This window comes from Acinetobacter sp. B51(2017), from assembly GCF_003711395.1.
Lineage (GTDB): Bacteria > Pseudomonadota > Gammaproteobacteria > Pseudomonadales > Moraxellaceae > Acinetobacter.
In genome coordinates, this window is the sequence record NZ_PJRJ01000011.1 from 81,053 (window position 1) to 91,020 (window position 9,968).

13 protein-coding genes and 1 rRNA gene are annotated in these 9,968 nt (G+C 41.7%); 9 read left to right on the top strand and 5 right to left on the bottom strand.

The features are described 5' to 3' along the window. Positions 1–10: 10 nt before the first annotated feature. The 3 genes from CYK47_RS07320 to mnmC are packed head-to-tail and all read left to right on the top strand — an operon-like array spanning position 11 to position 2,685. On the top strand, positions 11–313 hold the full coding sequence (locus CYK47_RS07320) for a YciI family protein (RefSeq protein WP_122900331.1): 303 nt from the start codon (positions 11–13) through the stop codon (positions 311–313). Positions 314–319: 6 nt separating this feature from the next. Beyond that, positions 320–805: a hypothetical protein gene (locus CYK47_RS07325; RefSeq protein WP_122900333.1), complete on the top strand. Its 486-nt coding sequence runs from the start codon at positions 320–322 to the stop codon at positions 803–805. A gap of 32 nt (positions 806–837) precedes the next feature. Next, the gene (gene mnmC / locus CYK47_RS07330) at positions 838–2,685 is read left to right on the top strand and encodes a bifunctional tRNA (5-methylaminomethyl-2-thiouridine)(34)-methyltransferase MnmC2/FAD-dependent 5-carboxymethylaminomethyl-2-thiouridine(34) oxidoreductase MnmC1 (protein ID WP_171407309.1); all 1,848 of its coding nucleotides are present in this window, start codon (positions 838–840) and stop codon (positions 2,683–2,685) included. A 25-nt stretch (positions 2,686–2,710) separates the two neighbouring features. Here mnmC and CYK47_RS07335 read toward each other — a convergent pair whose 3' ends face one another. Continuing rightward, on the bottom strand, positions 2,711–3,022 hold the full coding sequence (locus CYK47_RS07335; RefSeq protein WP_122900335.1) for a rhodanese-like domain-containing protein: 312 nt from the start codon (positions 3,020–3,022) through the stop codon (positions 2,711–2,713). A gap of 91 nt (positions 3,023–3,113) precedes the next feature. Between CYK47_RS07335 and CYK47_RS07340 the strand changes: the two genes are divergently transcribed. Next, positions 3,114–3,602 (top strand): YajQ family cyclic di-GMP-binding protein, encoded by a 489-nt coding sequence (locus tag CYK47_RS07340; protein ID WP_122900337.1) that lies wholly within the window; start codon positions 3,114–3,116, stop codon positions 3,600–3,602. Positions 3,603–3,634: 32 nt separating this feature from the next. Here CYK47_RS07340 and CYK47_RS07345 read toward each other — a convergent pair whose 3' ends face one another. Genes CYK47_RS07345 through CYK47_RS07355 form a run of 3 tightly spaced genes read right to left on the bottom strand, consistent with a single transcriptional unit; the run spans position 3,635 to position 5,392 of the window. Then, positions 3,635–4,078 (bottom strand): acyl-CoA thioesterase, encoded by a 444-nt coding sequence (locus tag CYK47_RS07345; RefSeq protein ID WP_216075871.1) that lies wholly within the window; start codon positions 4,076–4,078, stop codon positions 3,635–3,637. After that, positions 4,059–4,496 (bottom strand): thioredoxin TrxC, encoded by a 438-nt coding sequence (gene trxC, locus CYK47_RS07350; protein WP_122900341.1) that lies wholly within the window; start codon positions 4,494–4,496, stop codon positions 4,059–4,061. The genes CYK47_RS07345 and trxC overlap by 20 nt, the downstream gene beginning before the upstream one ends. Then, complete coding sequence (locus CYK47_RS07355; protein WP_122900343.1) at positions 4,493–5,392, bottom strand: alpha/beta hydrolase; 900 nt, start codon at positions 5,390–5,392, stop codon at positions 4,493–4,495. Before CYK47_RS07355 ends, trxC begins: the two co-directional genes overlap by 4 nt. A gap of 128 nt (positions 5,393–5,520) precedes the next feature. Between CYK47_RS07355 and CYK47_RS07360 the strand changes: the two genes are divergently transcribed. The 5 genes from CYK47_RS07360 to CYK47_RS07380 all read left to right on the top strand — a co-directional run bounded on the left by CYK47_RS07360 (position 5,521) and on the right by CYK47_RS07380 (position 9,758). After that, positions 5,521–5,856: a protein tyrosine phosphatase family protein gene (locus tag CYK47_RS07360; RefSeq protein ID WP_122900345.1), complete on the top strand. Its 336-nt coding sequence runs from the start codon at positions 5,521–5,523 to the stop codon at positions 5,854–5,856. Next, positions 5,849–6,280 (top strand): protein tyrosine phosphatase family protein, encoded by a 432-nt coding sequence (locus tag CYK47_RS07365; protein ID WP_122900347.1) that lies wholly within the window; start codon positions 5,849–5,851, stop codon positions 6,278–6,280. The genes CYK47_RS07360 and CYK47_RS07365 overlap by 8 nt, the downstream gene beginning before the upstream one ends. A gap of 199 nt (positions 6,281–6,479) precedes the next feature. Further along, positions 6,480–7,679, top strand: coding sequence for a hypothetical protein (locus CYK47_RS07370; RefSeq protein ID WP_122900349.1), 1,200 nt, complete (start codon positions 6,480–6,482; stop codon positions 7,677–7,679). Positions 7,680–7,763: 84 nt separating this feature from the next. Continuing rightward, a complete protein-coding gene (locus tag CYK47_RS07375; RefSeq protein WP_122900351.1) occupies positions 7,764–9,140 on the top strand; it encodes a dihydrolipoyl dehydrogenase in 1,377 nt (458 codons plus the stop codon). 129 nt (positions 9,141–9,269) lie between these two features. Continuing rightward, positions 9,270–9,758: a lytic transglycosylase domain-containing protein gene (locus CYK47_RS07380; RefSeq protein WP_122900353.1), complete on the top strand. Its 489-nt coding sequence runs from the start codon at positions 9,270–9,272 to the stop codon at positions 9,756–9,758. 101 nt (positions 9,759–9,859) lie between these two features. Here the strand turns inward: CYK47_RS07380 and rrf are convergent. After that, a 5S ribosomal RNA gene (gene rrf / locus CYK47_RS07385) occupies positions 9,860–9,968 on the bottom strand; the annotation flags it as partial.

Sequence of the window (9,968 nt, forward strand, 5' to 3'; positions counted from 1 at the left end):
GAGAACAAACATGCCATTATTTGTCGTGACCTGTACCGATCAGGAAGGTACAGTCGAAAAACGTCTTGCTACACGCCCTGAACATTTAGCACGTTTACAACAATTAGATGATGAGGGTCGTTTAGTTGTAGCTGGTGCAATGCCGAAAGATCCAAGCAATCCACACGCAGGTTTTTATGGCAGTACCATTATTGTTGACTTTGACAGCCGCGAAGCACTCGATGCTTGGTTAGCTGAAGAGCCATTTTTACGTGAAGGGGTTTACTCACAGATTGAGGTAAAACCGTTCAACAAAGCCTTCCCGAAAGGATAAAGTCGCATGCGTGTCGTTGTTTCTAGTGTTTTGGCTCTTTCTTGTCTGATCTCATCTGCATGGGCGGTAGAAGCACCACCAAGTGCAACTGCTCCTGCAACGACGACGACCGCCATGCCACCGCCTGTCACTTTACCTGCTACACGTCCACCAACACCGCCTACTGGTGCTGCCAATGCCCCAATTAATCATAAGGGCTTGACTGCAGAACAACTGGCAAAAAATAAATTACAACAAGACGCAGCAGTGAAGTCTTTAGTCAAAGACCAAGCCACACGTTTACAGCAACTCGAAAAAGCCAACCTTGCCGCCTTAGCCCAAAATCAAGAATTACAACTTAAAAACGACAACTTAGGCGTACAACTGCAAGTTCTCCAAACCGAACGTAGCGCGCAGATGTTTTTGTATGGTGCTGTGACTGTAGTGGTAGGTGTATTACTCGGTTTCTTACTTGCCGGTTACATTTACAATAAACGCCGCCGTCAGTGGTAATTGTTTTTTCTTCGTTTTAGGTATTTTTGCTTTTGTCTCATGCAATTGTTACAGCCGACCTAGATTGGCAGATGATCGATGGTATTGATATTCCCATTTCTAAACAATTTGGCGATGTCTATTTTTCTAAAGACAATGGTCTATTAGAAACTCGGCATGTCTTTTTAAATGGTAATGACCTCACCGAACGCTTAGCCCAGCTTGAGCCACATGCTTATTTTTGTGTAGGTGAAACTGGTTTTGGCACAGGCTTAAATATCTTGGCGTTATGGCAATTATGGCAACAGGTTCGCCCTGCGAATCACAGCCATTTACATGCCATTTCAGTGGAAAAATTCCCGTTAAGCAAACATGATTTAATCCGTGCACTCAATGTTTGGCCTGAGCTAAAACCTTTAGCCGAGCAACTCATCGCACAATATCCTTTACCGATTGCTGGTTGTCATCGTTTAAATTTTCCTAACGAACGCTTTAGCTTAGATTTATGGCTCGGTGATGCGCACGATGTCTTTCCAGTGATTCCCAAAACCCATCAGGTCAATGCGTGGTTTTTAGATGGTTTTGCCCCATCTTGCAATCCTGATATGTGGGAAGACAATGTACTCAACAATATCATTCGCTTATCTGATCAAGGTACAACATTTTCATCATTTAGCGTGGCAGGCGTACTTAAACGTGGCTTAAAACAACATGGTGTTGCCATTTCACGACCGCGAGGTTTTAAGCACAAACGGGAAATGCTCAAAGCCATTTGGCCAATCACGGATACAGAGCCAACCCTAGAAAAAAAAACACCTAAGCAACGTCAGATTGCCATAATTGGTGCAGGAATCGCAGGTTTAAGTACGGCGTGGGCATTTGCCAGTCGTGGTCATCAAGTGACGATTTTCGAGCAATCAGCGCCCTTAAGCGGGGCTTCTGGTAACCCTCTGGCCTTACTCAATCCTAAACTATGTCCGATTGAGCAGGCTGATCAACATTTAATGACCCTTGCTTGGCAGCATGCACTCACGCATTATGCTCAATTTGCAGCATTTCGTGCGATTGAAGTCAATCAAATTGCCCTAAAAAATCCAGATGATTTACTCAGATTAGCGGATGAATATCCACAAGAGGTATTAACAGCTCAGCCAACGCATGACTTGATTCATTCTGCCAGTTTAAGACTCAATTCGGCTGGTGTGATTCGCCCACATCAGCTTCGTAATGAAATTTTGGCGCATGCAAATATTAAGCTGCACATTGCTGAAGTCACTGAGATTCGTAAAGCCACGCAAACTGAGCTCTATAGCCAGACAGACTGTTTAGGTACCTTTGATCATGTTGTGGTGTGTAGCGCGTTAAACAGCCAGCAATTCTTCCAAGAATACCCAGTTTTAAAAGCCATTCGTGGTCAAGTCAGTTGGCTCAACAATGCAGCGCAGCCCTTAGAGCTAGATCAAGCCTATAGCTATGGTGGCTATTGCATGCAGCTTGATGCAGAGCAACTCATTTTAGGCGCGTCTTTCTACCCAAATCGTGACGATGCTGATGTACTAATCGAAGACCATCAACATAACTTGAGCTTATTAGCAAGCGTGTTTCCTGATTATGCCAAGCGTTTAGCACCAATTGAAACTTGGCAAGGCCGCGCGTCGGTACGTGCACAGAGTTTAGATTATTTCCCACTACTGGGTAAAGTTCAGCCAGAGCAAGAAATTTATACGCTTGCAGGACTTGGCTCAAAAGGCTTTTTATTTGCCCCACTGTGTAGTGAGATTTTAGTGGCAGAGATTTTACAGCAGGCTTGTCCTGTACCTGAAAGCTTAAGACAGAAATTACAAGTAACGCGTTTTCAGAAAAAAGTGAAAGCTAAAAAGCCTTATTTTAAACCCACATAAAAAAAGCGCCTCACGGCGCTTTTTTTTAACCTTGCTCTAAGGTAAAGCCAGCATCACGCGCAGCACGGGTGCCACCCATCAGCACCACGTATTCGCGTGAACTATCAAAACCTTCTAATAATTCTGCGGCACGCGGCGCTTTACTGCCACCACCACATAGAATATAAATCGGTTGATCCGCTGCCACCTGAGCTAGGCTATCTGCTGATAAATTCACGATTGGCTGATTTATCGCACCTTGAATGTGACCCTCTGCATAAGAGTTTGGTTCACGAACATCCCAGATAACCGCATTTTCTGGGAACTCAAATGTTGTAATTTCTTGTTTACGGATCATTGTGCACTCCTTTGATGTAAACAACACTTGGCAAATGAAGAAAACATCCCTAGCATCTCAGATATTCTTTCCATTTGTAAAGGTCTAAACTATGCCTTCTTTTGACATTGTATCTGAATTAGAGTTATTCGAAGTAAATCATGCGGTGCAAAACACGCAAAAAGAAATTGCAACGCGCTTCGACTTCCGTGGTCAGGACGTTTCGATTGAGCTTAACGAAAAATCGAAAGAAATCAAAATCTCAACTGAAAGCGATTTCCAGTGCGAACAAGTCTACACTATGTTAGAAAACCATTTCTATAAGCGTAAAGTCGACGTACAAGCGCTTGATCCACAAAAAGCTGCTGCTTCAGGGAAAAACTTTGTACAAGTGATTAAACTGAAAGATGGTTTAGATTCTGACACTGCCAAAAAAATTAACAAAGCGATTAAAGAAAGCGGCATCAAAGCGCAATCTTCAATCCAAGGTGACAAAATCCGTGTCACTGATAAAAAGCGTGACACCTTACAGCAAGTCATGGCATTTTTAAAAGAACAACAATTTGGTCTACCATTACAGTTTAATAACTTTAAAGACTAAATAAAAAAATCCCGCCATCTGCGGGATTTTTTTTATTCAGCGTTTTGGCTATCTTGCCAAGCTTTTTTTGCATCTTCAGGAATTTGACGCTTATTGCCTTTGACATCCACTGCCACAAAGGTAAATACGCCTTCGGTGACACGGCGCGCTGGACGCGAACTGTCATGGCTATCCCAGACTTCAATTTGCATTTGGATTGAAGTATTACCCACTTTTAAAATTTTGGTATAGCAAGTGATCACATCACCGACTTTTACCGGTACCAAAAAAGTCATTTGGTTAATTGAAATGGTTGCACAGCGTCCTTTAGAAAAACGCTCTGCATGAATTGCACCTGCCAAGTCCATTTGCGACACAATCCAACCACCAAAAACGTCACCACTCCAGTTGGTATCGGCTGGCATTGCAATAGTTTGAAGAGATAAAGTCCCTTCGGGCTTGAGTAGATCTGACACATTAGCTCCCGGTATTGGCATTGAGATGCTGATCTAGCCACTGTTGTAGCTCACTAGATCGAAGCGCACCACTTATTCTAGCAATTTCTGTGGTTTTATTCATCAATACCAACGTTGGAATACTACGCACGTTAAACGCACTACTTAAACGCGGATTGGCTTCGGTGTCTATTTTAGCAAACACCACATTTGGGTAAGACTTGGCGACATGCGCAAAATGCGGGGCCATCATCTTACATGGACCACACCACTCTGCCCACAGATCAATTAAAATCGGTAAGTCACTCCCTGTAATAAATTGACTAAAGTTTTGCTCAGTCAGATCAATTGGCGCTAAAGGCACTAAAGCACCTTGGCATTGGCCGCAGCTTGGGTTGGCTTGTAATTTATCTTCAGGAACACGGTTTTTAGCGCTGCATGTTGGGCAGACAATAATCATGGCTTGACTCCAATATATTGATTTAAAAAGGCGATTTGGGTTTGGATGGCTTTATCAAAGTATTTATTATGATAAATATCAAAGTGCTGCATTTGCCATTCATGATACTGCACATGCGGGGCAATTTGGGTTGCACAGGCACGGCTGCTTTCTATTGGCGAAACGGTGTCATATTGCGCAGCAATAAATAGGACAGGACAACGAATCTGCTCCACCATACTTATAGGACGATAACGGATCAGTTGTAATAGAGCACGCGCAGGAATCTCACCACTCCAATAATAATCAGGCTGTACGATGGATAAATAGCCTTGCTGGCTATTGGCACCCGGGAAAAAGCTAAATGAATTTGCATCAACCACAGGCAAACGTTTAGCTTCTAAACCCACCTTTGCTCCCATATAGTCTTGGCTCGACAATTTCAGCGCTTTGGGGAGTTGCTGTAGTGGATAGAGCTTGGCCGTTTCTGCACCATCGACAAAAGGGACTTGTGCAATCACTGCACGAATCTGTGGCAACTCTGCTGCCAAATTTAATACATAACCGCCGCTTAAGCCTGTGCCCCATAAGACGATGCGGCTTGCATCAATCGACTTACGTGCCGCGACATGCTCAATCATAGTACGCCAATCATTCAACTGATGTTTAAGCAAGACCATTTCGCGTGGTCGTCCTGTACTACCGCCCCAATAACGATAATCAAATACCATCACTGCATAGCCTGCTTGGGCAAAAGCTTTGGCATATTGCTGCAATTTAAACTGCCGTAACGCAGCCAAACCATGCGCCATAACAATGACTGCGGGTGGCTCTTTAGTTTGGGGATGATAAAAGTCCGCCGCCAACACGTCTTTATCACTTTTTACATATAGCGGTTCAACGATATAACGATACATAAACGTCCCATGCCCATGGCTTTGAGTTGGCTATAATTGCTTGTAAAAATTGCAACAGATTAAGGTTCAGATTTCAGCATAATGCTATCATATCTAAAAATCTATGAATCTTATGATGGAGTAAAACGATGAGTGATCAAGTAGGCTTTGCAGGTCAAATTGCTGCAGAACATATTGGCCAAGTGGTAGAAAAAGGTTTTAAATCAATCATCAATAACCGTCCAGATATGGAAGGTGGTCCAGATCAACCGACCAGTGCGCAAATTGAAGAAGCAGCGCGTGCCGCAGGTTTAGACTATGTTCATCAACCTGTGGTTGCTGGTCAAATTAGTGAACTTGATGTACGTGCTTTTGCCAATCATTTTAATGAACTTCCAAAGCCAGTATTAATGTTCTGCCGTACCGGTAATCGCTCAAATAATTTGTATCAACTGGCTAAACAAATGGATTTGCTCGATGACTAAGCACTTTTTTGCAACTGTGATTGCTGCTCTGTTTTTGAGTATGAGCAGTCCAAGTTTTGCACAAAGTCAAACTACTGCTCTCAGTAAAAGCTTAAGCGCAACTGTCAGTGTTACTGGGCAAATGAGCACTGATAAGTTTAAGCACTTAATGCAACAAGGCTTTAAATCGGTGATCGTTAATCGTCCTGATCAAGAGCCAGGTAACTTAGTTAGCGTCAATCAATTGCGTAGCATTGCTGAACAAGCCAAAGTCAGTGTGATTTACCAACCTGTCGTCAGTGGTAAAATTTCTCAAACAGACGTAGCTGAATTTGCTAAATATTATAATGAGCTTCCAAAACCTATCCTGATGGTGTGTCGTAGTGGTACACGTTCGAAAGCTCTTTTCGATCAGGCCAAAGCGCAAGGCTTATTACATGAATAAATTATGCTTAATTTTACTCTGCTGTCTGTCTTTAACTGCTTGTAGCTCGATGCAACTACGACCAACAGCCAGTGTGATGGTCGGCAGTAGTCTTTAATCGTATAATCAACAGCAAATATGGCGCTATATGCGCCATATTTTATCTATGCTATCTTTAAGCATTATTACATTTCATATACATAATTATTTTGGGGCTTTTATGAAATTGGTTCAGGGTACTTTAGCAATCGCATTATCTACATTATTGGTTGCTTGTGGGGGCGGTGGTAGCAGCGGTTACTATGACAACAACAATACAGGTGGTAATACGGGCGGTGGCACAACTCAACCACCCGCTGTTGATTTAGTCGCAGCAAAAGCACAATTAGACGTTTTAAAGCGCGAAGGTCAGTATTTGTTTGGTAATTACGATCCAAATGATGCGACAACGACTAAAGGCTATATCGACCATGCTCTAGATACCTTTGCACAAGGCCCATTACAGCTTTCTCAAGATATTCGCAAAGTGGATGTCACACAGTATCCGAATAACTATCGTCCAAAATGTTTTAACGAAAGTACTTCTGATTACCGTGCATGCTACATTTTTGTGGGTGAAGAAATTAAAACTCTCGTTTCAGGTTATAACGATTGGGATTTTGATATTACAGCCAGTGACTTAAAAGGAATTAACTTACAGCACGACGAAGTCAGCCCAAATCTAGAAGATTATCAAGCACCAACGATGATTTTTGTATTTGAAAATGAGAATGCGGATAAGAACTTCCATGATGTTACCATTAGTGGTGCATTTGCTTACCCATTCCAACAATCTTGGGGTTTAGAGCAGACTAAACAAAAACGTTTTGTACTTATCAATCAAGAAACCAGTGATTACAAAATTACATTTACTTTATCTGAGATAGATTCAGAAACGGGTGAAGCGACTGAGCGCGAAGTCACTACAGGGGCTATTAGTATCCATAAAGATTTGACCTCTAAAGATAGCGAGTTATTTAAGATTCGTGCAGGTTCTGGTTTTAATGTTTTAGTGAACGACAACCCGAATGTTTCTTTTGCTGAACCTGTATCACTGCGTATTGAATCCACCCCTGGTAACGCAGAAACTTCTGCGAGCCTACGCATTAAAGATTCAGGCGAGCAAGAGCTGAATTTACCGAGTGTGACTACAATCGATGGCACGCGCGTTGAAAATGAAACACCAAACCTGAATGCACAGCAATTTACAGGCAGCATTTTCTTAAGCGGTAACAATATTTTTACCTTTAAACAAAATCTGGTAAATAGCACTTTAAACTTTAAGCACACCTTTAATGGTTTTACTTATGCAGGTCAATCAGTCAATGATGGCAAAAAAATCACCACGACTTTAACGCAGCCAAGTGGCTTAAGCTATTAATGTAAGGATTTGCAATTAAACCCTCATTCGTGAGGGTTTTTTTATATAGTAAAAACATCATTAGACTTATAACGTATTACAACCATGTACGACATTATTATTATTGGTGCAGGTACAGCAGGCATTGCAGCGTATAAACAAGCGGTTCGGCATACTCAAAATTTACTCATCATCAATGCGGGACCTTGGGATACAACATGCGCACGCGTCGGCTGTATGCCTAGTAAAGTGCTGATTTCCTCAGCCAACCGTATGCATGATATCCAACATGCTGAAGCACTCGGATTAAGTGTAGAAAGTCAGATTAATACTTCTGCCATTATGCAACATGTGCGTCATCTACGCGACCGTTTTACTCAAGCCACTTTAGATGATGTAAATAAATGGCCTGAGCAACATAAAATTTCAGGAACAGCACACTTTATCAATGCCAATACTGTTGAAGTCAACGGTCAACAGTATAAAAGTAAAAGCTTTATTTTGGCGGTGGGTTCATCCCCAAACTATGAGCAAGAATGGAAAAATGAGTTAGGTGATCGTTTAATTACATCCGATGACATTTTCGAGTTAAAAGATTTACCACAATCATTGGCAGTCATTGGCAGTGGCGTGATTGCAATAGAATTAGCACAAGCTATGCAACGCTTAGGTGTTAAAGTCAATATGTTTGCACGTAGCCGTAAAGTCGGCTCTTTAACAAGCCCACAACTGCAACAACAAGCACAAACGCTGTTAGCGCAGAGCTTAAATATTCACTTTGAAACACTTCCAGATAAAGTTAAAAGACTCGATCAGCAAGTCGAAATCACCTATCAACAAGACGAAAAAAACCAGACACTAAAAACTGATTATTTACTTGTAGCAACCGGCCGAACAAGCCGCTTAAATACACTCGATTTAGACAAGATTGATCCTAATTTTAACGATGTTAAAACCTTGCCCGTTGATAAAAACACAAAACAACTAGCTGATTATCCTATTTTTATTGTCGGAGATGCGCATACCTCTACGCCTATTCAGCATGAAGCCGCACATGAAGGCAAAATGGTGGTGAACAATTGCTTAAATTACCCAAAGATAAACAGTGTTAAAACCTTAACGCCAATGGGAATCGTGTTTAGCGAACCCGAAATGGCAAGTGTAGGCCAGACTTATAAACAGTTGATAGACAATAAAACTGATTTTGTGACCGGTTTTGTCAGCTACGAAAAGCAAGGTCGTGCGCAGGTATTGGCAAAAAACCAAGGCGCTGTAGAAATCTATATTGCTCAAGATAATCAGCAAATTTTAGGTGCAGAACTGTTTTGTCCATCTGCGGAACATTTAGCACATCTACTGGCATGGTTGATTGATGAAAAAGCGACGCCTGAAGATGTCCTAAATAAACCTTTTTATCATCCAACTCTAGAAGAAGGTTTAAGAACTGCGTTAAAACATGCTCGACGTCAGCTAAAAACTTAACTATTGCAAAAAGCCAACAGCGTATTTCTTGACGCTGTTGGCTATGACTTTTAGCATCAGCTCATCTTTATTACTGTGACTATAATTTTGCAATTATTTTCTTTTAAAACCGTTGTATTGACTGGATTAATGAGCATATTGGCTGGCTGCAATAGCTTACACGGCTCTTTTGAACAGCGCTCGCAACAACTTTCTAACGGTATTCAAAAAGCCTATCAGGTTAAACCTGAAACCGCACAGCAGGTTGCACCACTAATCCTACAAAGTGCTGAACAATATGCAATTCCTGTGTTTACACTAGCTGCGCTCATTCAACAAGAATCAAGCTATCGTAGCCAAGTAAGCTCCCCTGCTGGAGCCGTAGGTTTAACTCAAGTCATGCCACGCTATTGGCAAGCAAAATGTCCAGGTGATTTATACCAACCTTCAATTAATATTGCCTGTGGCAGTTCTATTTTGGCGCAATACCAACAGTCTAGTGGCAGCTTAAAAAAGGCCTTAGCCTATTATAATGTCGGTCCAAGTGGTTATGAAAATAGTTGGAAAATGAAACGCCAAGGCAAAAAATACGCCAAACAAGTTAAACAAAAACAAAAAATACTTAAAAAAGCACTATAACACTTAGTTAAAGCCCAAATTTTGGGCTTTTTTTCATTTGCAAATATTAAGAGCGAAAAAAATCCCCCTGATGAATGATCAGGGGGATTTTTAGAATAATGAGCTGGCGATGACTTACTCTCACATGGGTAACCCCACACTACCATCAGCGCTAAGAGGTTTCACTTCTGAGTTCGGGAAGGGATCAGGTGGTTCACTCTTGCTATTGTC

What these genes read in the sequence shown, in the direction of transcription:
- CYK47_RS07370 (WP_122900349.1), top strand. Translation starts at nt 6,480, where the DNA reads ATGAAATTGGTTCAGGGTACTTTAGCAATCGCATTATCTACATTATTG.
- CYK47_RS07335 (WP_122900335.1), bottom strand. Translation starts at nt 3,022, where the DNA reads ATGATCCGTAAACAAGAAATTACAACATTTGAGTTCCCAGAAAATGCG.
- CYK47_RS07365 (WP_122900347.1), top strand. Translation starts at nt 5,849, where the DNA reads ATGACTAAGCACTTTTTTGCAACTGTGATTGCTGCTCTGTTTTTGAGT.
- CYK47_RS07345 (WP_216075871.1), bottom strand. Translation starts at nt 4,078, where the DNA reads ATGCCAATACCGGGAGCTAATGTGTCAGATCTACTCAAGCCCGAAGGG.
- CYK47_RS07375 (WP_122900351.1), top strand. Translation starts at nt 7,764, where the DNA reads ATGTACGACATTATTATTATTGGTGCAGGTACAGCAGGCATTGCAGCG.
- CYK47_RS07320 (WP_122900331.1), top strand. Translation starts at nt 11, where the DNA reads ATGCCATTATTTGTCGTGACCTGTACCGATCAGGAAGGTACAGTCGAA.
- CYK47_RS07360 (WP_122900345.1), top strand. Translation starts at nt 5,521, where the DNA reads ATGAGTGATCAAGTAGGCTTTGCAGGTCAAATTGCTGCAGAACATATT.
- CYK47_RS07380 (WP_122900353.1), top strand. Translation starts at nt 9,270, where the DNA reads ATGAGCATATTGGCTGGCTGCAATAGCTTACACGGCTCTTTTGAACAG.
- CYK47_RS07325 (WP_122900333.1), top strand. Translation starts at nt 320, where the DNA reads ATGCGTGTCGTTGTTTCTAGTGTTTTGGCTCTTTCTTGTCTGATCTCA.
- CYK47_RS07340 (WP_122900337.1), top strand. Translation starts at nt 3,114, where the DNA reads ATGCCTTCTTTTGACATTGTATCTGAATTAGAGTTATTCGAAGTAAAT.
- trxC (WP_122900341.1), bottom strand. Translation starts at nt 4,496, where the DNA reads ATGATTATTGTCTGCCCAACATGCAGCGCTAAAAACCGTGTTCCTGAA.
- CYK47_RS07355 (WP_122900343.1), bottom strand. Translation starts at nt 5,392, where the DNA reads ATGTATCGTTATATCGTTGAACCGCTATATGTAAAAAGTGATAAAGAC.